Raw genomic sequence first — 23,911 nt, forward strand, 5'->3', positions numbered from 1 at the left:
GCCATTATAGGTGGCAAGCTGGCCGACAGAGGTGGCTGACCAGTCCACAGCGAAGAAGCTTCATGCTTTTAAGAGTTTTTAACAAATAGCCTGCAGTTTTTAACGCCATTGACAGGGAGCTCCATGCGCAAGGATTACCTGGCGTTCTTCATTTCGCTGTTCCTTTCACGGCTGGCCGACCAGGTTCTGCTGTTTATCGTGCCACTGATCGTGTTCCAGACCACGCAAAGCGTGTCGTGGGCGGGGTTGGCGTTTTTTATCGAGTCACTGCCGCGCTACCTGGCGTTTCCGGTGTGCGGCGCGTTGTGCGACAGGTTTTCACCGGTGCGTATCCTGCATATCAGCCAGGTGTATCGGGCCCTGGCCTGCGTGGTGGCGATGGCGCTGTATGGGCTGTTCGACGGTATCCATTGGCTGGTGATGCTGTCCGCGTTGTGCGGCGTGCTGACCACCCAGGGCATCATGGCGCGGGAAGTGGTGATGCCGCATATCTTCGGGCAGTACACCTACGCCAAGACCTTGTCCTATTCGCAGATCGCCGACCAGGGCGGACTGGTGCTCGGGCCATTGGTGGCGGCGCTGATGCTGGAAGTCTGGGCGTGGCCATGGGTAGTGCTGGGCGTCGCCGCGCTGTTTGTGCTGGCAGACCTGGCGATGCTGATCTGGCAGCGCAACACCACGGTGGACCTGCACATCCATGAACAACAGCCGGGTAACTGGCTGCAACCCCTGCGCACCGCTTTTGGCCACATCCTCAACCGGGTGGAGTTGAAACGCATCATCGTCCTGGCGGTCGGTGTGAACCTGATGGTCGGCGTGACGCTGGCTACCTCGGCTGCCATGGTCACCGGCCACTACGCAGCGGGCAAAGACGCCTATGCCCTGCTGCAAGCCGCCGGGGCGCTGGTGACAATCGCGATTCTGTTCTACCTGGCGCATTCATCACTGAAGCTGAAGGTACTGGGCGGGTTGTCGTACTCGATGATCACCGTCGGCGCGCTGATCACCGCGCTCAGCCCCGGCGTGTGGGCCTACACGGTGGGGTTCCTGCTGCTGACCGGCTTCGACAAGATGTTCAACGTGTACCTGCGCAGCACCCGCCAACGGGTGATTCCGGTGCAGGACTTCGGCAAGACCGTTGGCGTGATGACCTTGCTCAACAACCTGGCCCAGCCCTTGGCGGGCTTGATGATTGCCGTGTTGGCAGCGCCTTTGGGCACGCCAACGGTGATCCTGCTGCTGACCGGGATCACCGCCTTGATCGGTGTGGCCGTGGCCTCAGGCTGGCACGCCACTGTGAAAGCGGAACTCGACGTCGGGTGATTCGATCAGGTCCTGCTCGGTGGCCCGTACCCGCTCGATCACCTGGGCGATATCCTTGGCGTCGCCGTACTGGTATGCCAGCTTCAAGTAGCCCTGGAAGTGCCGCGCCTCGCTTTTGAGCAAGCCGAAATAGAACTTGCCGAGTTCTTCGTCCAAATGCGGCACCAGCGCTTCGAACCGCTCGCAACTGCGCGCTTCGATAAAGGCCCCCACCACCAGGGTATCCACCAGCTTGACCGGCTCATGGCTGCGCACCACCTTGCGCAAACCCGAGGCGTAACGGCCGGCGTGCAGTTGACGCAGTTCGACCTTGCGCTTTTTCATCAGGCGCATGACCTGCTCGTGGTGCACCAACTCTTCGCGGGCCAGGCGCGACATCATGTTGATCAGGTCAACGTGGCCGTAGTACTTGGCCATCAGGCTCAAGGCGGTGCTGGCGGCTTTGAATTCGCAGTTCTTGTGGTCGATCAGCAGGGTTTCCTGATCGGCCAACGCGGCCTGGACCCAGGCATCGGGGGTGCGGCAGCCGAGGAATTCATGGATTTCGGGCAGGTTCATCGGGCTCACGGGCAAAGGATCACAAAAGGGCGCCGATTATACCGACCCCGTCGCAGACCACCAGCCACCGGCCTTGATGTGTATCAACATGACGGCTGCGTAGCAGCAACTATAGTTATCCAACGCCTGCCCTTTTGGAGATCCCGACCATGCAAGCCATCCGCAGCATCCTGGTGGTCATCGAGCCCGAGCATTCGGAAAGCCTGGCCCTCAAGCGTGCCAAGCTGATTGCCAAAGTCACCGACGCGCACCTGCACTTGCTGGTCTGTGACAAGAAGCACGAGCATTCGGCGCTGCTGAGCCTGCTCAAGGAAGGCTTGAAAGAAGACGGCTACAGCGTCACCACCGAGCAGGCCTGGAACGACAGCCTGCATGAAACCATCATCGATGTGCAGCAAGCCGAAGGCTGTGGCCTGGTGATCAAACAGCACTTCCCCGACAACCCTCTGAAAAAAGCCCTGCTGACCCCGGCGGACTGGAAGTTGCTGCGCTACTGCCCAACGCCGGTGTTGCTGGTCAAGACCGCCACCCCCTGGGCGGGCGGCGTGATCCTGGCGGCCATCGACGTGGGCAACGCCGACGGCGAACACCGCTCGCTGCACAATTCGATCATCGACCATGGCTTTGATATCGCCAGCCTCGCCAAAGCGCAGTTGCATGTGATCAGCGCTCACCCCTCGCCCATGCTGTCGGCGGCAGACCCGACCTTTCAGCTCAAGGGAACCATTGAGGCGCGCTACCGCGAGCAATGCAAGGCCTTCCAGGCCGAGTTCGACGTGGACGACAGGCATCTGCATATCGAGGAAGGCCCGGCCGATGTGCTGATCCCACATATCGCCCATCGGTTGCAGGCGGCGGTGACCATTATCGGCACGGTGGCGCGCACGGGGATTTCCGGCGCGTTGATCGGCAATACCGCAGAAGTGGTGCTGGATGCGGTGCAAAGCGATGTGCTGGTGCTCAAACCGCAGACGCTCATGGACCATCTGGAAGAGCTGGCGACCAAGCCCTGACACCGACCTTCAGGCAATGTGGATCAAATGTGGGAGCTGGCTTGCCTGCGATTGCGGTGTATCAGGAGTAAATGCGCCCGATGACCCACCGCAATCGCAGGCAAGCCAGCTCCCACATTGACCTCGCCAGTCAGTTACCCAGCGCATCTTTCAAGAACCCCGGCGCGATATAGCGCTGGTAATGCGCCTCGGACAAGATAAAGAACTCGCGATCAATGGCATCGCGCAGTTCAGGCAGCGCCCAGTCGCGAAACTCCGGCAACAGCACCATGCCATAGGCTTCCAGGTTATTGATCACCCGGGCCCCACGGGCGATCAACTGGTAGGCCCAGCAATACTCGGACTGGTGTGGCACAAAGCGAATCTTGCGTTGCTCCAACTGCCCGCGCAGGGTCTTGGGGTCGAAAACCTCCACTTTACCGGCCATGACCTGCACTAACAGCTGCTCAAGCCTGAGCCAGACCGCGCGTTTTTCTTCTTCGTTATAGCCGTTCCACTGGATTACTTCATGGTGGAAGCGCTTGCATCCACGGCACACGAGATCGCCGTAGACCGTGGAGCACAGGCCGACGCAGGGGGTCTTGATGGTTTGGTTGGGCATGGGCAGCAACACGCAAATCAGCGAAACAGTGCGCCATGTTAGCCCTTTGTCTAAGGTTGATCACCCAGCAAACTTGAGCAGGCAACTTACCTTTAGATTTTTTTTGCCGTAGAATCACCCGGCCTTGTAAGGCGCCAATAATCCGCTGGAAGCTGTTTTCAAAGCGTCACGAGCACAGTCGTTCCTTCAGAACGGTGTTGGCGCAGGTTTGACCCGGTAGGTCAGAGCCCGCGCCAACCCTCATCAGCTCCGTTCTGCAGGCGTAAAACTTTGAAAGCAGCTTCTGTAAGGAATGCCGGCAGCGCTGGCTTTGCGGCCCAAAAAGCCCCCGAGCGCATGCGTGCCGTTCATTTCTGGATGAGCGTCCCGTGGGACCACTGATGAGGGTAATAACTGTGCTTGAAGCCTACCGCAAACATATCGAAGAGCGTGCAGCACTGGGTATCGTTCCCCAGCCGCTTAACGCCGAACAAACCGCAGGCCTGGTCGAGCTGCTGAAAAATCCTCCGGCTGGCGAAGAAGAATTCCTCGTTGACCTGATCACCAACCGTATTCCACCAGGCGTTGACGAAGCCGCTTACGTCAAGGCCGGTTTCCTGTCTGCCCTGGCCAAGGGCGAAGCCACTTCCCCCCTGATCGACAAGAAACGCGCTGTTGAACTGCTCGGCACCATGCAGGGCGGCTACAACATCGTGACGTTGGTCGAGCTGCTGGACGACGCCGAACTGGCGCCCGTCGCGGCCGCCCAACTCAAGCACACCCTGCTGATGTTCGATGCGTTCCACGACGTCGCCGAAAAAGCCCGCAACGGCAACGAGCACGCCAAAGGCGTGATCCAGTCCTGGGCTGACGGCGAGTGGTTCCGCAACCGCCCTACCCTGGCCGACAAAATCAGCCTGCGCGTCTTCAAGGTCACCGGCGAAACCAACACCGACGACCTGTCGCCGGCGCCTGACGCCTGGTCCCGCCCTGACATCCCGCTGCACGCCCTGGCCATGCTGAAAATGGCTCGCGAAGGCATCGTGCCGGACGAGCAAGGCAAGACCGGCCCGATGAAGCAGATCGAAGAAATGCGCGGCCAAGGCTTCCCGATCGCCTACGTGGGTGACGTGGTCGGTACCGGCTCGTCGCGTAAGTCAGCGACCAACTCGGTACTGTGGTTCTTCGGTGACGACGTACCTTACGTGCCGAACAAGCGTGCCGGCGGTTTCTGCTTCGGCAGCAAGATCGCTCCGATCTTCTACAACACCATGGAAGATGCCGGCGCACTGCCAATCGAATTCGACGTCACCAACATGAACATGGGCGACGTGATCGACCTGTACCCGCATGCTGGCAAAGTCTGCAAGCACGGCACCGACGAAGTCCTGACCACCTTCGAAATGAAGACCCCAGTGCTGTTGGACGAAGTCCGTGCTGGCGGCCGTATCCCGCTGATCATCGGCCGTGGCCTGACCGACAAGGCACGCGCTGAGCTGGGCCTGGGCCCGACCGACCTGTTCAAGCTGCCTGAAGCGCCTGTCGACACCGGCAAAGGCTTCACCCTGGCGCAGAAAATGGTCGGCAAGGCCTGTGGCCTGCCAGAAGGCAAAGGCGTTCGTCCAGGCACCTACTGCGAGCCGAAGATGACCACCGTGGGGTCCCAGGACACCACCGGCCCAATGACCCGTGATGAACTCAAAGACTTGGCGTGCCTGGGCTTCTCGACCGACCTGGTGATGCAGTCCTTCTGCCACACCGCGGCTTACCCGAAGCCGATCGACGTGACCACCCACCACACCCTGCCTGACTTCATCATGACCCGTGGCGGTGTATCGCTGCGTCCAGGCGACGGCATCATCCACAGCTGGCTGAACCGCATGCTGCTGCCGGACACCGTCGGTACCGGTGGCGACTCCCACACCCGTTTCCCGATGGGCATCTCGTTCCCGGCCGGTTCTGGCCTGGTCGCGTTCGCCGCAGCCACTGGCGTAATGCCACTGGACATGCCGGAATCGATTCTGGTGCGCTTCAAAGGCAAGATGAAGCCTGGCATCACCCTGCGTGACCTGGTGCATGCCATTCCTTACTACGCGATCCAGGCTGGCCTGCTGACCGTAGAAAAGAAAGGCAAGAAGAACGCCTTCTCTGGCCGCATCCTGGAAATCGAAGGCCTGAACGACCTGACGCTGGAACAGGCTTTCGAGCTGTCCGACGCCTCGGCTGAACGTTCGGCTGCCGGTTGCACCATCAAGCTGTCCAAAGAGTCCGTCACCGAGTACCTGAACTCCAACATCACCCTGCTGCGCTGGATGATCGGCGAAGGCTACGGCGATGCACGCACCCTGGAACGTCGCGCCCAAGCGATGGAAGCCTGGGTTGCCAACCCGGAGCTGATGGAAGCCGATGCCGACGCCGAATACGCCGAAATCATCGAGATCGACCTGTCGGAAATCAACGAGCCGATCCTCTGCGCGCCAAACGACCCGGACGACGCCCGTCTGCTGTCCAGCGTCGCTGGCGAGAAGATCGACGAAGTGTTCATCGGTTCGTGCATGACCAACATCGGTCACTTCCGCGCTGCCGGCAAGCTGCTGGAGCAGGTCAAGGGCCAGCTGCCTACCCGTCTGTGGCTGTCGCCGCCGACCAAGATGGACGCTCACCAACTGACCGAAGAAGGCTACTACGGCATCTACGGCAAGGCTGGCGCACGCATGGAAATGCCAGGCTGCTCGCTGTGCATGGGTAACCAGGCACGCGTTGAGCCGAACTCCACCGTCGTGTCTACCTCGACCCGTAACTTCCCGAACCGCCTGGGTGATGGTGCAAACGTCTACCTGGCATCGGCTGAGCTGGCGGCCGTCGCCTCCACTCTGGGTCGCCTGCCGACAGTCGAAGAGTACATGGGCTACGCAGCGAAACTGGACACCATGGCCAGTGACGTCTACCGCTACCTGAACTTCGACCAGATCGCCGAGTTCCGCAAGATCGCAGCAAGCGCCAACATCCCGGTGATTCAAGCTTAACGGTGTGTTGATGTGAAGAACGCCGCGTATCGCAAGGTACGCGGCGTTTTTTTATGCCTGGAATTAACCTTTACTGCCAACACAAAACAAATGTGGGAGCTGGCTGCCCTAATCCAGTGTAGGAGCGAGCTTGCTCGCGAAAAACTCACCGGCGCCGCGTTCATCCAGGAAGCACGCGTTATCGTTGACGTTCTTCGCGAGCAAGCTCGCTCCTACGCAACCAGCGAATACACCAACGCCGTAATGGCAACCAAGCCAACTGCAGTCACAAACACATTCGACGCCTGCCCACGGTACTTGGCCATGGCCGGCACCTTGCGGATGGCGTACATCGGCATCAGGAACAGAATCGACGCAATCACCGGCCCCCCCAGGGTCTCGATCATGCCAAGGATGCTCGGGTTAAGCGTGGCGACGATCCAGCACACCACCAACATGAAAGCGGCGGTCATGCGGTCCAGGGTCTTGGGTGCCGGACGGCGGCCAGTCTTGACCACCAGGCCCTTGAGGCCCTCGCTTGCACCGATGTAGTGGCCCAGGAACGACTTGGCAATCGCCACGAACGCAATCAACGGTGCGGCAAAGGCAATCGTCGGGTTATCGAAGTGGTTGGCCAGGTACGACAGGATCGACAGGTTTTGCGCTTTCGCTTCCGCCAACTGCGCGGGCGACAGGGTCAGCACGCAACTGAACACGAAGAACAGCACCATCGCCACCATCAGCAAGTGCGCGCGGGACAGGATCTGCGAACTGCGCTCCTCGGCGTGAGCGCCATACTGGCGCTTCTGGTCCACCGCAAAAGCCGAGATGATCGGCGAATGGTTGAACGAAAACACCATCACCGGAATCGCCAGCCACAGCGTGTTGAGCAAGGCTGAAGGCGCGGGGACTTCGCTGGCGGTACTGAGAATGCCGCCGGTCCAGTGCGGCACCAGGTACACCGCCAGGAACAGCAAGGCCACAATAAACGGGTACACCATCAGGCTCATGGCCTTGACGATCACCTGTTCACCGCAGCGCACAACGGCGAGCAGGCCGAGGATCAATACAAACGCCAGGATCGCCCGGGGCGGCGGCAGGATGTGCAGTTGGTGCTCCATGAAGCTGCTGACAGTATTGGTCAGCGCCACGCTGTAGATCAGCAGGATCGGGAAGATCGCGAAGAAGTACAGCAAGGTGATCAGTGCACCGGCCTTAATACCGAAATGCTCTTCCACCACGTCGGTGATGTCGGAACCTTCGCGGCCGGACAGCACGAAACGGGTCAGCCCACGGTGGGCAAAGAACGTCATCGGGAAGGCCAGCAGCGCCAGGATCACCAGCGGCCAGAAGCCCCCCAGGCCCGCGTTGATCGGCAAGAACAAAGTACCGGCGCCAATGGCGGTACCGAACAGCCCGAGCATCCAGGTGGTGTCCTGGCGGCTCCAGCTTGTGAGCGTTGCAGGTGTCGTTGCATAGCGTTCGTCGACGCTATTGGCCTGATCATTCATCCGGTCGGATCTCCGCATTCACACGGCCAGGACGAGTCAGAAAAACCTGACAGGCAGCGCCCTGACCTTAACAGGGGCGCGATTGTCCGGGATTCTTGTGAATAAGCAAAGACTTAGCTGAGGAACGGCACTGCAGTGCAAAGCCTGGAAGGCGGTCCATGGGCAGCTCAGTTGATTCAACGCCAGATGCGCACCGCCTTTACCCACCTCACGAGCCTCCCTGCCGGCGTGGCATTGGGAGGGTCGATCACGCAAGGCCGGCGAAGCTGTGTTTAAACAAATCCAGTCATTCAAAGTTCTCCAGTGGGAAGCCGCTGACAGAAACCCAACATCAATTAAAGTTACGCACCCTCACATATAAGAAAGTTCTTACAGACAGTTAATCAGCGCATCTGGACTGAAACTTTAATTATTGCGGGTTTTGTTGCAAGGGTTTTCCCAAGCATTGAGAGCCCCTCCTATCACGTCTATATTCCAGCTCAGCTCAAAAAACAAAGTCCTCTAAACCCACGACAGCAGAATTAAAAACCTCACTCGCCAGGAGCGACTTGATGAAAAAACACAACCTTATTTTCTCGCTGATACTTACCACCGGAATGCTCAGCCCATTGGCCAGCCAAGCACAACCGGCAGTAGAAAACTCCGACGCAAGTGCCCTGGGCACATCCCCCCGCTGGCTGACGACAAAAGTTTATATAGAGGGCGCCCCAGAGATCGATGTAAAGGACAAGTACCCAGGTGTCGTTGGAATATCAGCGTGGGACCCTGAGCGTAATCGCTACGAATTTTTCTACACCGATACCGGGCTATCAAAATATGACAACGGCGGCGGCGGTTACTTCATGGTAACAGGGGACAGGAAAAACCATATCCTGATACCCGATAAAGGTGCAACGAGAACCATCGTCAGAAAACTTGAGACGTTGAACAATCAGGAATTCACTTACTCTCGTGAAGTGCCGCGCGACATGATCGACGCCAACCCTCTTGTTCGAATACATGTGGTTCATGCGCCCTATACCGGATCAGTAAAAACCACCCCCACCCACTAACCCTCAACACTCACCCCACGAGTAGCGACAATACTCATAAAAGGCCTCACTCAATGAAAACGCTATTAAAGCCTTTATTGGCGTCTGTTTTATTGTTCTCTACCCTTGTTTCAGGCGGCCTTCATGCGCAGGCTTCCACATCAGGAAAACCTGTCGCCATCAGCGCTGACAATGCGGTGCTGCTGACCGTTTTCCTCAAACATGACCAATCTCGCAACTTGAACGAAATAAGAACAAAACTCACCGAACAGGAACTCTTTAAAGTATTCCCTCCTGAAGGGGTAGAGATCGTCAGTTGGACCATCGCCATGGGGATCGGCCACGTCATCGTTCTACGCTTCCCCGCCTCGCGCCTGCGGGAGGTCAATCTCGCCATCGAACGCTCTGCATGGGGGCCCTTCAGGACAGAGTTCTTTCCTACCTACGATTACATGGACATCGTAGCGGCCGAACAGAGCAAGGTGCGCAAGGCTGCACCCGCTAAATAATTCGCCCGCGTGCAAACAGCGTCTCCCGCTCGCCGAGACGCTGGCACCTTTCGCAAAATCAGTCGCGCTTTCTCGGGCCCTCGGCATTTCGCGCAACAAAAATGCAGCATACTCAGAGCATCGAACTCACCGGAGAGCTGCCCCATGCCCACCACCGTTCTGGTCCTGGTTGAAACCATCAACGAGTACCTGCAAATCATCGAGAGCAATGACTTTCATGTGATTCTGGCGCCGACGCCCGTCGAACGCGCTCAGGCGATCAAGTTGCACGGTGGGCAGATCAAGGCCGTGCTGACCCGTGGCCCGCTGGGGTTGTACGCCGATGAAATCGCGGCACTGCCGTTGTTGGAAATCATCTGCGTGATCGGTGCCGGCTACGAACACGTGGACCTGCAGGCCGCGAGCAATCGTGGGATCGTGGTGACCAACGGTGCAGGGGTAAATGCGCCGTCGGTGGCCGACCATGCCATGGCGCTGCTGCTGTCGCTGGTGCGTGGCGTTCCCCAGACGGATGCAGCGGTGCGGCGTGGCGAATGGCCGAAAGTGATGCGCCCTTCCCTGAGCGGTAAACACCTGGGGATTCTCGGGCTGGGTGCGGTGGGGATGGAGATTGCCCGGCGCGCCGCCCTGGGGTTCGGCATGGAGGTGAGTTATCACAACCGCCAACCCCGCGATGACGTGGATTACACCTACTGTGCGACGGCTGTCGAGCTGGCGCGTACCTCGGATTTCCTGGTGCTGGCTACGCCCGGCGGTGCCAGCACCCGTCACCTGATCGACCGTCACGCCCTGGACGCCCTGGGGCCGCACGGCTTTCTGGTCAACATCGGGCGCGGCAGCGTAGTGGTGACCGCCGACCTGGTCGCCGCGCTGGAGCAGCGCCGCATCGGCGGCGCCGCGCTGGACGTGTTTGACGATGAGCCTGCAGTGCCCGACGCCCTCAAGCGCCTGAGCAATACCGTGCTGACGTCCCACGTGGCCGGCCTGTCCCCGGAAGCGGCCCATGACACGGTGCAGCGCGTCGCTGATAACCTGGTGGAATACTTTGCCGGCCGCCCCGTGCTTACACCGGTGGCCTTGCCAGCGCCCGCAAAATGACCAATCAGGCACGCTGATCACCCTTCAACACGCTAACCTATTAAACCGCCCCGACCTTGTCGCTGGGCGGCTATGCGCATTAGATTAGGAAATAGTCCAAGGCCTTTAGAATAAGCAGAAGGGATAAGCATGGCGCTGAACGACCAATCGACCCAGATTCGCCCAGGCGAAGAACTTGATGCCAGCCTGATCGATCCCTACCTCAAAGCTCATATTTCGGGCCTGAGCGGTACCGTCAAAATCAGCCAGTTCCCTGGTGGCGCGTCGAACCTGACTTACCTGCTGGAATACCCCGACCAGGAATTCGTGCTGCGTCGCCCGCCGTTTGGTCACAAGGCCAAGTCTGCCCACGACATGGGCCGCGAATACCGCATTCTCAACCAGCTCAAAGATGGCTTCCCGTACTGCCCCAAGGCGTATGTGCACTGCACCGATGAATCGGTGATCGGCGCCGAGTTCTATGTGATGGAGCGCGTCAACGGCATCATCCTGCGTTCCGACCTGCCGGCTGAGCTGGGCCTGGACGCTACCCGCACCGAAGCCTTGTGCAAGAGCTTTATCGACAAGTTCGTCGAACTGCACCAGGTCGACTACCACGCCTGCGGCCTGGCCGACTTGGGCAAGCCTGAAGGCTACGTGGCGCGGCAGATTCGCGGCTGGGGCGAGCGCTATGAAAAAGCCCTGACGCCCGACGCGCCAAAATGGGAGGCGGTACGCGCCTGGCTCAACGACAAGATGCCTGCCGACCACCCCACCTCCAGCATCGTGCACAACGACTACCGCTTCGACAACGTGATCCTCGACCCGCACAACCCGATGCAGATCATCGGCGTGCTGGACTGGGAGCTGACCACCCTGGGCGACCCGCTGATGGACCTGGGCAACACCCTCGCCTACTGGATCGAGGCCGCAGACCCGGCGCCGGTGCAATTGATGCGCCGCCAGCCGAGCAACGCCCCCGGCATGCTCACCCGCCGCCAGTTTGTCGACTACTACGCCGAGCGTTCCGGCATCCAGATCGACAATTTCGATTTCTATTACACCTACGGCCTGTTCCGTCTGGCCGGGATTGTGCAGCAGATCTACTACCGCTTCTTCCATGGCCAGACCCAGGACAAACGCTTCGCGCAGTTCATCCACATGAACAAACTGCTGGAGCAGATGAGCCTGAATGTCATCGGCAAATCAGCGCTCTGAGTGCAACTACAAGGAACCCTCATGTCCAAGACCAACCTGTTCGACCTCGATGGCAAGATTGCGTTTGTTTCCGGCGCCAGCCGTGGCATCGGTGAAGCCATCGCCAAGTTGCTGGCCCAGCAAGGCGCCCATGTGATCGTCTCCAGCCGCAAGCTGGAGGGTTGCCAGCACGTGGCCGATGCGATCATCGCCGAGGGCGGCAAAGCCACGGCCATTGCCTGCCATATTGGTGAAATGGAGCAGATCACCCAGGTGTTCGCCGGCATTCGTGAACAGTTCGGCCGCCTGGATATCCTGGTCAACAACGCCGCTACCAACCCGCAGTTCTGCAACGTACTGGACACCGACCTGGGCGCATTCCAGAAGACCGTTGACGTCAATATCCGTGGTTACTTCTTCATGTCGGTGGAAGCCGGCAAGCTGATGCGCGAGAACGGCGGCGGCAGCATCATCAACGTAGCCTCGATCAACGGCATCTCGCCGGGCGTATTCCAGGGCATCTACTCGGTGACCAAGGCCGCCGTGATCAACATGACCAAGGTATTCGCCAAGGAGTGCGCGGCGTTCGGTATCCGTTGCAACGCGTTGCTGCCGGGCCTGACCGATACCAAGTTCGCCTCGGCACTGGTCAAGAACGATTCGATCCTGAAAGTTGCCCTGGCGCAGATCCCGCTCAAGCGCGTGGCCGACCCCAGCGAAATGGCTGGCGCGGTGTTGTACCTGGCCAGTGACGCATCGAGCTACACCACGGGCGTTTCTCTCAACGTGGACGGTGGCTTCTTGTCCTGAAGCCGCCTGCACTGTCGGTGGCGAACGGGCTCGCCTGTTTGTCACCGCGCACGTACAGCGCTCATGTCGATCTTAAATAGCACCAGTTTGCCATCTGGCAGGGTCGCACCAATGACCTTGAAAAGCCGTTGACGTGCCAGTGCATCCGCAACCTGCTGCCCGGCACCTGGATCGTGACTGTCCAGTTTGCTCAGGACCCGTGTGACCCAGCCATCCTCCATCTGGAAGTGCTGATTGACCCTAGCCATGCTGACGTGGCCGGATTTGGCATGTTTGACTTCAAGCACATAGACATCGCCCGCCGGCCCCATGAATACCAGGTCGAAGCCATTCTGGCTGCCGCCGTAGGTCCCACCGGGAATGATTCGATAGCCATCATTTTTAAGTAACTCACGGTACATTTGCTCATTGGCCGCCCCACGCTGCCTGGTCTGCTTAATGTCCAACGCCCTCCATTGATTAAAAAAATCCTGTTCATCCCCGCGCCTGCCGCGATAGGGATAATGAAGCTGATCATTGACGGCAACGGCCTCTAGATTGAACGTTCCCTCACGACGGGCCGCCACGGTGGCCATGCCTTGAAACGCATCAAACTGCACAACACCCGGTGGTAGTGCGACGCCCTCAGCCCTGGCGTGCATCCCGAGCAACAGGCGGTCATACGGGTAGCCATGGGTCCAGATGTGTGCATCAATCATGCGATCTCGCTGCTGCACGGGCGCGTTGCGGATACGCGGGTTATCGAATGCAATCATCTGCCGCGCATATTGGCGCATATAGCAGTACGTCTGCTTGTCCACCGTCGACATCAAGCCCTGGCTCATATCACTGGTAACACCGGTGTAGCCCAGCGATTTGCGGGCGGCGTTAATGATTGCGCCGATGCTGTCCAAGCGCATTTCGGGCACCCACGATGCCCGGCTGCCGCCAGTATCCAGGTAAATACCCGGCGCGCTGTTGGAACCATTCGGGATCAGTTGGTATTTATTTCTCGTGCTATCAAGCTCGACGCGAACCAGCACGCTCCCCACCTCCAAATAGGCGACGGCCGGGTCACCAGAGAGCTGAATCATCCCGTCTTCGCTGATGGAGCCGCGAGGCTGCAACACACCATTCGCATTCTGCATGTAGAGCCTGTTATCGCCTGCCTTGTAGTGGTCCAACGAAAACAGTTCATCACCGTAGTAGTTTTGCCCGCCAATGACGTACTGTTTTTTCCCCGGGATAGGAGTCCCCGTCGCTGCACCAGCACCTCGCGCATCGTAGAGCTGCAGATCCCACTGCGGATCTCGCGGCCCGGGTGCTGGCATCGTCACTGGCGTGGCTATCGGAACACTGGAATGCGCTGCGGTCGTCACGTTTGTCCAGGTTGAAGTATTCCCAACCCTCTGTACCACAGCGGAGCCGGCAGCCAGTTGATGCGCCAAGCGCGGGTGATAAGTACCACTGGCCGGCTGATGGACCACTTGCACCGTTTGCCCGGTATCCAGATTGACGTAACTGCGGCCGTTCACATCATGCATACCCTCGGCATTGACGGCTCCAAGCGTATCGCCTGTCACCCATACAGCCGTTGGCGGTGGCGGCCCAGGCAGATCCAAAGCACTTATTTGCGGGACCCCAAGCAAACCACCATTGCGGTATCGCGTGCGCTGCGCGCCTTGATACGCCGGTTGAGTGGTACTGGTCGGGCGGCCATAGTCCCTGACCATGACACTGTCGGCACCGTCACCGGCACGCCCAGAGGGTCGGCCGGCAGTTCTGGGCGATTGCGGTTTTTGCTGCATAAATAAAAAATCCCTTTTAATGATCAATCAGACTGAGTCAACACCGCTGAACCGCAAGTCCGCAGACGTTACGGTACGCAGCGGATCAACATCCGCCCCCCAGCAATCGCGGCCTGAATCGTAATGAACGCCTGACACCGTGCCGTCGCTCAGCTCCAAGCCGATAACGCGCAGCTGACGCGCCATCAAGGTTGACCACTGGCGAGAACGCCGCAACGCTTCCCAGACCTCGGCTACAGTCTGATAAGGGGAGGCATCCAGTTGCGCGAGATAGATGCCCCCCAGGTCCTGGCGGATGTCGTATTGCTCGCCCTGCTTGGTGAGTACGCTGACTTGTTCCAGCGGCACCGAAGGGTCTGTCACGGGTGGCAGCAGCACCTTCACGCTGCCGAGGGTCAGCGTGTTTTCGTTCAAGACGATGTGCGCCCGCTCAATCAGCTCACCAAGCTTGGCCGTGTTGATCCGCCAGAACGATGCGTCCGACTTTTTGGCCAGCGCGTCCGGCGTGGACAGGTAGATCGTTGAGCCGGTACTGGGCACCACTTCATAGGTCGACGCCCGCCCCATCAACGAGTAAGACTTTTGATAATGCGGTGGGGCAGGAATAACGACTTTCTGCGGCGACGATTGCAACCAGACCCCCTTGGCGCTATGCGGTCGAAAAAAACCGTGTATCCCGGGCCTTTTTACCAATGCCGAGCTGCCATCGAAGGTATTGAAACCTGGTGAGGCGCGGTCCTGGCTATAGGTTTGCTGGGCCGCCTGTATCCGGTATGAGACGCCATCATTCATGACCAGTACAAACTGGCAGTCCAGTTTGAGGCTGACCGCGATGATGTTTGACGTCACGTTGGTGCGTATCGAGGATCGATCACTGGCATATTCGCAGAGGACCAACTGACTGCCGTCGGTGAAACTGATGGTTAATTTCACGTCGCTATAGGTCAGCGAATCGAAGTGAACCAACCTGCGTAGGGTCACACGGTAACCGGCCAATACCTGGAGAATCTCCTGCGACGAATAATCCACGTACAACACGCAAGCAGTCGCGTCGCTTTTAAGACGAACTTCGACCACCTTTCTGTGTGGCCCACGTTCGATGAAACAGCGGGTCGAACGCCCATGGGGCACCACGAACGTTCCGGCGTTCAACACCCTGTCCAGGCTGACGTCCTGGCCACCTGCTCTCACGGCGACGGTCACGTCGGCGTCCTCGTTGCCAACCAATGTCGGTTCGAGAATCGGCTCAAGCATGTAGCCGTCCTCCGTGAGAAACAGCAGGCTGTGCTTGTTCAACCAGCGCCGGTCATCACCTTGCGTATAGAGCTGCTCAAGCTTGATCACGTGCTGCGGCAGTTCGCCATTAACGCCCCGCCAGACCACAATGACCAACGCACACCCCTGGACGCCCCAATGGGCGATAGCCGAGAGAGGCCAGCGCATCTCGATCACGGCACCCTCGGCCCAGTCCTGCTCGTATAGCGAGACCGTGCCGCGGTTGGTGGCCAGAACATAACGGTCCTTGCCCGCTCCGCCGTCCACCCAGGCGTTGGAACCCAGCACGATCACCGTATCATTGCCCTGCGCGGCCTCGATCCGATCGCCATCGCCGTTTGCGATTATCGTATTGGCCTGTTCCGAACCCTTGACTTGGCTGGCAACCCCGGCTGGCGTGGCGATATTTTCTATCGAGTCGAGGCTGATCGAGTGATGAGGCAACGGTTTGTCGATATCTTTGCGCCGCACGACGGTGCCCGCCTGCAGGTCGATGGCATAGCCCTGCGTGTTGTGCTCATAGATTGCCGAGTTGGACAGGTAGAGCGTATCGCTGCCTGCCTCGCCACGCAGTTGACTGGCCGGGCGATGTGCGTCGGCCTCGTCCAGTGTGCCCGTCGGCATGTCATAGCTGAATACGTCGTCCCTGGCGCCACCGGTCAGCTGCTTCTGGCCTTCACCGAACTGAAAAATATTGGGGATCTCAGCGAAGCCTTTGACATCGTCATTGCCGCCCCCCAGCCGCCAAAGCACCGCGGAATTCGCATCACCCTGACCAAGCACCACACCAGGCAGACGGCCAACCGAGGCGCTGGAAGCATCTATTTGATCATTCTGGTCGACGAGCATCGGCTCGGTGGTGTCGATGTAGGGATCCTCACCCTCGGCTTCGTTCCATCGATGCTTCCAATGCCGGACCGGGCTCAGCCGCACCTCAAACCCACCATTGACTACCGCCTGTACGGTGCCTCTGAGCGCCCCCCTGAGCCAGGTCTGGGCCTGATTGGTCAGGTGCTGCGCATACCAATTTTCCATCCTGGCCAGGGCGAACCGCTCACGTATTTCTTTCTCCGGTTCCTTGCCCTGAAATGCCAACCAGCCCGTGTGCAGCCGCTCGAAAACACTCAGCTCGATATAGTCATCAATTTCATCCACCTGACGAACCGCCGCATAGAGTTGCGCGCCAAACATCAATACGGCGGCGGCGGCAATACCCAGCGGGCCGGCCACGCCGAATCCAGCCAACGCTGCAACCCCCAGGGCCACACTGACGCTGGCGCTCACGATACTGAAGCCGGCGTTGACGTAATGATCAAGCGCTTCCTTGCCAGTGCTGTTCGCCGCCTTATGCAGCGATTGCTTGGCATTGTGATAGTCAAACGGCAACGTCAGCACCAGAGCGAACAGGCCGGCGCCCCGTCGCAGGGCCTGGCCAAGAGAACTGGCGCTGAAACCTGCTAACACCTTATGCCCGTTTTCCAGCAGTCGTCTGCCCAAGTGCTCCAGCGCCAACTCCAGTGCCGTGCCCGTGAGGTTGGCAAACAACTCTGCGCCTGTGACTACCGCCTCATTGATATCGCCGGTCTTGATCGCTTCGGCCAACGCGTTGATCGCACTGTAGTACCCGTAAACCTCCAGCCCCGCGCCCATTACCGCCAAGCTTCGGCTTTTCTTCGGCTCGACCCAACCAGGCATTCCCTCCAACTGCGCCGCTTGGTTGAGATTGGTTTTCTGCACTGAACGTAACAGCCTATCGAGCTTGCCCACTGCACCGGGATTTTCGTCTCCCGGCTTGACCACCAGTAAAGGCGCAGCTTGTGTAGAGCGCAACGCCGCGAACTCAAATAGCACAGCGGCGCTGCTGTCGCTGACAGAACTACTCCCACGAAGATAACGCTGCAGTCTGGATGCCGAGAACCGGATTGAATCCAGCAGCGTCTGATCTGCCTCGCGTACCGCCAGACGATGGGTCTTGACCGGTTTTCCCGCCACCTGGGCACCCATGGCGGCCAGGTCTATACGCGAGACAGTCAACTCGCCAACCACCAGCGGTCCCAGGCTCTGGTCCAGGGCGAGCAAGGTCTCAAGCCTCTTTTTAGTATGTGTTTTCGATGTCGTCATGAGTCCGGCTCCCTATGCCATCACGTTGAATAACGCGGGCGGCAGGCAATCGGTGCCTGCGATAGGGGAAATCATGGCGGTCGGTAATAGCCAGGCGACGGTAGATGCTTATACGCAGGGGCGACTGACTCATAGATATTTTGAGCCCGCACCGCAAGCGAGTAGTCTTGGCGCGGAGTGAAGCCTTGGGATGAAACATGGAACTGCACGTGGTAATCAATGGCCGCAAGGACCTGGCCGAACAGCTCTACCAGCAGTTGCGCGAAGCCATCGCCACCGGGCGGCTGTCGGCAGGCGCACAACTGCCCCCCAGCCGACTGCTCGCCGAACAACTGGGCATCTCGCGCAAGACGGTGTCGGACACCTACGCCACCTTGACCTACGAGGGCCTGCTGGTTGGCAAGATCGGCCGCGGCACTTTCGTCAATGCGTGGGCGCCACAGCCCGACCGCGTGCAAACCGCCACCGACCTGGCGTGTGCCGCCAACCTGGGCAAATGGGCCGCACTGCCCTCACCCATGGGCCACCCCGCCCGCGAGGAGCTCCTGCGCTACGAATTTATCGGCGGCGCGACGACACGCCACCAATTCCCCCAGGATGAATGGCGGCGTTGCACCCAGGATGCGTTGCGTCGCATCGCCCAGAACAGTGGCTTTTACAGCCAGCCAGAAGGCGTGCCCGCCCTGCGCGAAGCCATCGCCGGGCATATCGCATTTTCCCGTGGGGTGAAATGCGGCGCCCGCGATATCGTAGTCACCAACGGGGCACAGCAGGCGCTGGACCTGCTTGCCCGCGTGGTGCTTGAACCCGGCAGCCTGGTCGCGATGGAAGACCCCGGCTACAGCCCCGCACGCCAATTGTTCGTCGCGATGGGCGCCCGCGTCGCCAGTGTTACCGTCGACGAACAGGGCCTGCAGGTCGACCAGATTCCGGATGGCACGCGCCTGATCTATGTGACGCCGTCCCACCAGTTCCCCCTCGGCATGCCCATGAGTCAGGCGCGGCGCGAAGCCCTGCTGGACCGCGCCATTGCGCTCGGCGCGATCATCATCGAAGACGATTACGACAGCGAATTCCGCTACGAAGGCCGCCCCACCGACTCCCTGCAAAGCATGGATACCCGAGGCGTGGTCACCTACGTCGGCACCTTTTCCAAAACCCTGTCGCCGGAGTTACGCCTGGGCTATGCGGTGCTGCCGCCGGCCATTTATGGTGCGGTGCTCAAGGCCAAGCAATTGACCGACCAGCACAGCGCTACCTTGCCGCAGTGGGCACTGGCCAAGTTCATCAGCGAAGGCTACCTGCTCAAACATATTCGCCGCTGTCACGGGGTCTACGCGGGGCGTCGCGAACGCATCCTGCAGCGTCTGGCGGGCGATCTGTCGCCGTGGTTCGAGGCAGTACCGACGGTGGCGGGCTTTCACCTGGCGGCCCTGTGCAAGGTGCCGGTGAATATTCCATTGCTGATGGAACGGGCGCGTCAGGTCGAGGTGGGTTTATATCCCTTGGACGTGTTTTTTCACGACCGCCCGGTGCGCTCGGGGCTGATTCTGGGGTTCGGCGCCATCGAGACTCTGGATATCGACCCGGCGCTGGACAAGGTGCGGGATATCCTCCTGCAGATTGGCTAGGCGGTTTTCCGCCGCATTGGTCATTGGTGGCAAGCCCTCAGCGGCGTAGGGTGAAGCGGTCTTTCACCCGATGGAACCCTCATCATGAAACGCTTGTTCGCTGCTACCCTGATGCTCGCCTCCCTCAGTGCATTTGCCCACGACCCGGTCTACAACAAGGAAACGCTCAAGGTGCTGCAAGAACACGCCTTGACCAACGTGCCGGGCAAGAAAACCATCATGCTCACCGTGGACTACGCCCCCGGCCAGGCCACCGTGCCCCACAGCCACACCGGCACCGCCGTGGCTTATGTGCTCGAAGGCGAGATCACCTCGCGGGTCAATGATGAAAAGGCGATCACCTACAAAGCCGGGCAATCGTTCTACGAACCGGCCGGCTCGCGGCATTTTGAGTCAAGCAATGCCAGCCAGACCCAACCGGCCAAGCTGCTGGTGGTGATGGTGCTGGATGACAAGGCTGAGGTACTTACCCCACTTCCCAAGTAATCAGCAACACCACAAAACCCATGTGGGAGCTGGCTTGCCTGCAATAGCGGTGGACCAGCCAGCTCATCTTTTACTGGCCCACCGTTATCGCAGGCAAGCCAGCTCCCACAGTTTTAACCGTATCTGGTCAGGGACGTTTGAACAGGTTGCGCTGGTGTTCAATGCGCGGGCGGCACTCACAACCCTCCAGATGATCATTGACCATCCCCATCGCCTGCATCAACGCATACATCGTGGTCGGGCCGACAAAGGTCCAGCCGCGTTTCTTCAGGGCCTTGGACAAGCGCACCGAAGCCGCTGAGGTCGGATTGGCCGTCCAGTAAGCCATGTCCACCACTGCCGGCCGCTCTTGCGCGTCGGGTTCGAACGCCCACAGCCAGCGCGCCAGCGAACCGGTCTCCTCCACCAGTTCACAGGCCCGGCGCGCGTTGTTGATGGCCGAGACGATCTTCGCGCGATTGCGCACGATGCCCGGGTCGCTCATCAACCGCTCGATGTCCGCCTCGCCGTAGTGCGCCACCCGGCGAAAATCAAAACCCTCGAACGCCTGCCGAAAGTTTTCGCGCTTGCGCAGGATGGTGATCCACGCCATCCCCGCCTGAAAGCCCTCCAGGCAGATCTTCTCGTACAACGCGATGTCATCCGCCACCGGCACGCCCCATTCGTGGTCGTGGTAATGCAGGTAAGCAGGCGCTGCAGTGCGCCAGGCGCAGTACATGCGCCCTGCTTCGTCGGTTGTCAGCCCTGATTGGTCCATCCATCACCTCGTATGCCGAGGAAGATGATACGCAAAAAAAATTAATCTCCGCCAACCGCTCAAGCATCGTACTTACCGACCAACTGGTCAGACCGGGACCTGCCAACCGCCAAATATTTACTTGTGATTTGAAAAAAACCGGGCGTAGACTGGCCCCGCACTGGACTTACCGGTAAGACCACAACAATTAAGCCCTGGAACCACCAGGGCACCGAATAGAGATCCCTCCCATGCTCAGATGGTGCTCGCGTTCGATTTTCCTGCAAGTCGTGATTGGCCTGATGCTCGGCATCGCCTGCGGCCTGGCCCTTCCCGAATTCTCCTCGCAACTCAAACCCCTGGGTGACGGCTTTATCAAGCTGATCAAAATGCTGATCGGCCTGATCGTGTTCTGCGTGGTGGTCAGCGGTATTTCCGGCGCGGGCGACTTGAAGAAGGTCGGACGCATCGGCCTCAAGTCGGTGATCTATTTTGAGATGCTGACCACCGTCGCCCTGGTGCTCGGCCTGATCATGGCCTTCAGCACCGGCATCGGCAGCGGCGCCAATATTCACCTGGAGCAACTCTCTTCCGCCGGTTTGAATGAACTGGCCGACAAGGGCCAGCACATCCGCGGCACCAGCCAGTTTCTGATGGAGTTGATCCCCAACTCGGTAGTTGGCGCCTTTGCCGATAATAACGTGCTGCAAGTGCTGTTGTTTTCGGTGCTGTTCGGCAGCGCGCTGAACCTGGTGGGCGAAGCGGCCAGCGGGATTTCGCGACTGATCAACGAATTGAGCCATGTGATCTTCCGCATCATGGGCATGATCGTGCGCCTGGCGCCGATTGGCGTATTCGGTGCCATCGCCTTCACCACCAGCACCTATGGCCTGGACTCACTGCAACACCTGGGCAGCCTGGTGGGGCTTTTCTACCTGACCTGCTTTGCCTTCGTGGCGGTGATCCTCGGGCTGGTGATGCGCCTGTCGGGCCTGCGCATGTTGCCGCTGCTCAAGTACCTGCGCGAAGAACTGCTGATCGTGATGGGCACCGCTTCGTCCGACGCTGTACTGCCGCAGATCATGCGCAAGCTGGAACATTTGGGCATTGGCAGCTCCACCGTGGGTTTGGTAATCCCCACCGGATACTCGTTCAACCTCGACGGTTTCTCGATCTACCTGACGCTGGCCATCGTCTTTATCGCCAACGCCACCGGCACGCCGCTGTCGATGACCGACTTGCTGACCATCCTCCTGGTATCGTTGATCACCTCCAAGGGCGCCCATGGCATTCCAGGCTCGGCGCTGGTGATCCTGGCGGCAACGCTCACGGCAATCCCGGCGATTCCGGTGGTCGGCCTGGTGTTGGTGCTGGCGGTGGACTGGTTCATGGGCATCGGCCGTGCGCTGACCAACCTGATCGGCAACTGCGTCGCGACTGTGGCGATTGCCCGTTGGGAAAAAGACATTGATATCCAGCGCGCCAACAAAGTGCTCGACGGCCAGCAAGGCTATGCCTTCCAGGCCAAGAAGCCGGTGCTGCCGGCGCATCAGGAGTTCTAGGACAACACCCACCCAATGTGGGAGCTGGCTTGCCTGCGATAGCGGTGGGTCAGCGTCAACTGTAGTGCCTGACACTCAGTCATCGCAGGCCTGCCAGCTCCCACACTGGACCTTCGCCAGACTGAATACTGTATGAGCAACATCAAGGAGCCTTCGACGTGATCAGCACTTCAACCGTCGTCAATTCAGTGGTAGAAAAACTGCGCGCCGCCTTGGCGCGAGGCCAGTGGCGCCGCGGTGAAATGCTGCCCGGTCAACGCGAACTGGCCGAACAGCTGGGCATCAGCCGCCCGAGCCTGCGTGAAGCGGTGATCGTGCTGGAGACCCTCGGCCTAGTGCGCTCCATGCCGGGCAAAGGCGTGGTCGTGCTGGAAACCAGCGTCAGCGAGCCGCAATCGAGCGACGCCGTGGCCGATGCCAGCCTCGAGGACATCCTGCAACTGCGCTACACCCTCGAACCCTTCATCGTCGGCCTGGTGGCGCAGTCGATCAGCAGCAAGGAAATCGGCCAACTGCGCCTGACCCTGATGGACATGCGCGAAGCCTTGGATGCCGGCGATGCCGAAGCCGGCATGAACGCCTATATCGACTTCCATGAAGAACTCTTCGCCCTGACCTCCAACCCGATCTTCCAGAACGTGGTGCAGCAAACCAGCACCGCGCTCAAACAAAGCGCCCAGGTACTGCGCAACTCCCCTGAACACCTGGCCGAACGCTTGCAAGAGAACGAAGCCGTGGTCCGCGCCATCCGCAACAAGAACAGCGCCCTGGCCAGTGCCGAAATGCGTCGGCACATCCTGCAGGAAGGCCTGCGCATGGGCATTCGCTTGAATATCCCGGACGACCATCTGGGCAGTTGATTTTCGGAGACCGGCCATGAACGCTCACGCCCTGCAACGCGACTCCACCCTCACGTCCCTACGCTGGACGCCCGAAAAAAAGCCCTCGGTGGACGATATCTACCCACGCTTGTTCGACGCCATTCTTGAGCAACGCATTGCGCCCGCCAGCCGCTTCACCGAAGAAGGCCTGGGCGAACTCTTTGGCGTGAGCCGCAGCGTGATTCGCCGGGTGCTCGCCAAGCTGTCCCATCAGCAAGTGGTCATCCTGCGCCCCAACCAGCGCGCCCAGGTCGCCGCGCCGGATGCCCAGCACACACGGCAGATTCTGGAAGCACGGCGCCTCACCGAAATGACCGTGGTGCAACTGGCCTGCGCCCAGGCCACAGCGATGCAGATTCGCCAACTGCGCGAGCTGATTGCACAGGAGCGCAACGCCATTGAGCGTGACCAGCGGGGGCCGGCGATCCGGTTTTCGGGAGAGTTTCATCTGCAACTGGCGCACATGGCAGGCAATGCGCCGCTGGCACAGTTTCTCAACAGCCTGGTGCCGTTGACGTCGTTGATCATTGCGCAATTTGAAACAAAGGCCTGCACCTATTGCGCATGGCAGGAGCATGTGGCGATTGTGGATGCCGTGGAACAGCGCGACGCCCACACGGCTGTCGCCCTGATGACCCAGCACCTGGATCACCTGGAAACCCGACTACTGAAACATCACTGACTCCAAGTGAATGACGTTAAAACTGTGGGAGCTGGCTTGCCTGCGATAGCGGTGTACCAGTGACCAAATGATTGACTGACCCGCCGCTATCGCAGGCAAGCCAGCTCCCACATTGATCGCATTCCAGATCAAATAA

The 23,911-nt window shown here is 59.6% G+C and carries 19 protein-coding genes; 13 read left to right on the top strand and 6 right to left on the bottom strand.

Translation table 11 applies throughout. The features are described 5' to 3' along the window. Positions 1 to 123 precede the first annotated feature (123 nt). A complete protein-coding gene (locus AC1RAC_RS01900; protein WP_034126006.1) occupies positions 124 to 1,323 on the top strand; it encodes an MFS transporter in 1,200 nt (399 codons plus the stop codon). On the opposite strand, the gene AC1RAC_RS01905 is transcribed toward AC1RAC_RS01900, so the two are convergent. Beyond that, positions 1,279 to 1,881, bottom strand: a complete 603-nt coding sequence (locus AC1RAC_RS01905; RefSeq protein ID WP_032892116.1) for a MiaE family protein — start codon at positions 1,879 to 1,881, stop codon at positions 1,279 to 1,281. The two genes, AC1RAC_RS01900 and AC1RAC_RS01905, sit on opposite strands and share 45 nt — an antisense overlap. A gap of 149 nt (positions 1,882 to 2,030) precedes the next feature. Between AC1RAC_RS01905 and AC1RAC_RS01910 the strand changes: the two genes are divergently transcribed. After that, positions 2,031 to 2,894, top strand: a complete 864-nt coding sequence (locus tag AC1RAC_RS01910; RefSeq protein ID WP_492616074.1) for a universal stress protein — start codon at positions 2,031 to 2,033, stop codon at positions 2,892 to 2,894. A gap of 130 nt (positions 2,895 to 3,024) precedes the next feature. Here AC1RAC_RS01910 and AC1RAC_RS01915 read toward each other — a convergent pair whose 3' ends face one another. Further along, positions 3,025 to 3,495 (bottom strand): DUF1289 domain-containing protein, encoded by a 471-nt coding sequence (locus AC1RAC_RS01915; protein WP_032892118.1) that lies wholly within the window; start codon positions 3,493 to 3,495, stop codon positions 3,025 to 3,027. A gap of 395 nt (positions 3,496 to 3,890) precedes the next feature. Here AC1RAC_RS01915 and acnB point away from each other — a divergent pair, with 395 nt between their 5' ends. Further along, positions 3,891 to 6,500, top strand: coding sequence for a bifunctional aconitate hydratase 2/2-methylisocitrate dehydratase (gene acnB / locus AC1RAC_RS01920; protein WP_003190828.1), 2,610 nt, complete (start codon positions 3,891 to 3,893; stop codon positions 6,498 to 6,500). 212 nt (positions 6,501 to 6,712) lie between these two features. On the opposite strand, the gene AC1RAC_RS01925 is transcribed toward acnB, so the two are convergent. Further along, positions 6,713 to 7,990, bottom strand: a complete 1,278-nt coding sequence (locus AC1RAC_RS01925) for a serine/threonine transporter (RefSeq protein WP_127881911.1) — start codon at positions 7,988 to 7,990, stop codon at positions 6,713 to 6,715. 551 nt (positions 7,991 to 8,541) lie between these two features. Between AC1RAC_RS01925 and AC1RAC_RS01930 the strand changes: the two genes are divergently transcribed. The 5 genes from AC1RAC_RS01930 (at position 8,542) to AC1RAC_RS01950 (ending at position 12,614) form a co-directional block, all read left to right on the top strand. Then, complete coding sequence (locus AC1RAC_RS01930; RefSeq protein WP_492616075.1) at positions 8,542 to 9,042, top strand: DUF4822 domain-containing protein; 501 nt, start codon at positions 8,542 to 8,544, stop codon at positions 9,040 to 9,042. 53 nt (positions 9,043 to 9,095) lie between these two features. After that, entirely contained in the window at positions 9,096 to 9,530 is a 435-nt protein-coding gene (locus AC1RAC_RS01935; protein WP_054897958.1) for a hypothetical protein, read from the top strand. A 144-nt stretch (positions 9,531 to 9,674) separates the two neighbouring features. Then, positions 9,675 to 10,628 (top strand): 2-hydroxyacid dehydrogenase, encoded by a 954-nt coding sequence (locus tag AC1RAC_RS01940; RefSeq protein ID WP_034126011.1) that lies wholly within the window; start codon positions 9,675 to 9,677, stop codon positions 10,626 to 10,628. 129 nt (positions 10,629 to 10,757) lie between these two features. Beyond that, positions 10,758 to 11,825, top strand: a complete 1,068-nt coding sequence (locus AC1RAC_RS01945) for a phosphotransferase family protein (RefSeq protein ID WP_054897959.1) — start codon at positions 10,758 to 10,760, stop codon at positions 11,823 to 11,825. Between the two features lie 21 nt (positions 11,826 to 11,846). Then, positions 11,847 to 12,614, top strand: coding sequence for an SDR family oxidoreductase (locus AC1RAC_RS01950; protein WP_034126013.1), 768 nt, complete (start codon positions 11,847 to 11,849; stop codon positions 12,612 to 12,614). 41 nt (positions 12,615 to 12,655) lie between these two features. Here AC1RAC_RS01950 and AC1RAC_RS01955 read toward each other — a convergent pair whose 3' ends face one another. Together AC1RAC_RS01955 and AC1RAC_RS01960 are read right to left on the bottom strand one after the other, a co-directional pair. Beyond that, positions 12,656 to 14,401, bottom strand: a complete 1,746-nt coding sequence (locus AC1RAC_RS01955) for a hypothetical protein (RefSeq protein ID WP_186527561.1) — start codon at positions 14,399 to 14,401, stop codon at positions 12,656 to 12,658. Between the two features lie 27 nt (positions 14,402 to 14,428). Beyond that, on the bottom strand, positions 14,429 to 17,797 hold the full coding sequence (locus AC1RAC_RS01960) for an ABC transporter ATP-binding protein (RefSeq protein ID WP_492616076.1): 3,369 nt from the start codon (positions 17,795 to 17,797) through the stop codon (positions 14,429 to 14,431). 197 nt (positions 17,798 to 17,994) lie between these two features. Between AC1RAC_RS01960 and pdxR the strand changes: the two genes are divergently transcribed. Further along, positions 17,995 to 19,428, top strand: a complete 1,434-nt coding sequence (gene pdxR / locus AC1RAC_RS01965) for a MocR-like pyridoxine biosynthesis transcription factor PdxR (RefSeq protein WP_089041817.1) — start codon at positions 17,995 to 17,997, stop codon at positions 19,426 to 19,428. A gap of 84 nt (positions 19,429 to 19,512) precedes the next feature. Continuing rightward, positions 19,513 to 19,914 carry a cupin domain-containing protein gene (locus AC1RAC_RS01970; RefSeq protein WP_019820196.1) on the top strand — a complete coding sequence of 134 codons (402 nt, stop codon included), beginning with the start codon at positions 19,513 to 19,515 and terminating at the stop codon, positions 19,912 to 19,914. 127 nt (positions 19,915 to 20,041) lie between these two features. Here AC1RAC_RS01970 and AC1RAC_RS01975 read toward each other — a convergent pair whose 3' ends face one another. Next, entirely contained in the window at positions 20,042 to 20,671 is a 630-nt protein-coding gene (locus AC1RAC_RS01975; RefSeq protein ID WP_054921304.1) for a DNA-3-methyladenine glycosylase I, read from the bottom strand. Positions 20,672 to 20,886: 215 nt separating this feature from the next. On the opposite strand from AC1RAC_RS01975, the gene AC1RAC_RS01980 reads away from it, so the two are divergent. From AC1RAC_RS01980 to AC1RAC_RS01990, 3 genes are all read left to right on the top strand, one after another. Then, positions 20,887 to 22,212 carry a C4-dicarboxylate transporter DctA gene (locus AC1RAC_RS01980; protein ID WP_169855370.1) on the top strand — a complete coding sequence of 442 codons (1,326 nt, stop codon included), beginning with the start codon at positions 20,887 to 20,889 and terminating at the stop codon, positions 22,210 to 22,212. A 158-nt stretch (positions 22,213 to 22,370) separates the two neighbouring features. Beyond that, positions 22,371 to 23,072, top strand: a complete 702-nt coding sequence (locus tag AC1RAC_RS01985; protein WP_014718317.1) for a FadR/GntR family transcriptional regulator — start codon at positions 22,371 to 22,373, stop codon at positions 23,070 to 23,072. A 16-nt stretch (positions 23,073 to 23,088) separates the two neighbouring features. Next, positions 23,089 to 23,775 carry a GntR family transcriptional regulator gene (locus AC1RAC_RS01990; protein WP_034126017.1) on the top strand — a complete coding sequence of 229 codons (687 nt, stop codon included), beginning with the start codon at positions 23,089 to 23,091 and terminating at the stop codon, positions 23,773 to 23,775. Positions 23,776 to 23,911: the final 136 nt, after the last annotated feature.

It is taken from the genome of Pseudomonas sp. GW823-FHT02F05, from assembly GCF_058797315.1.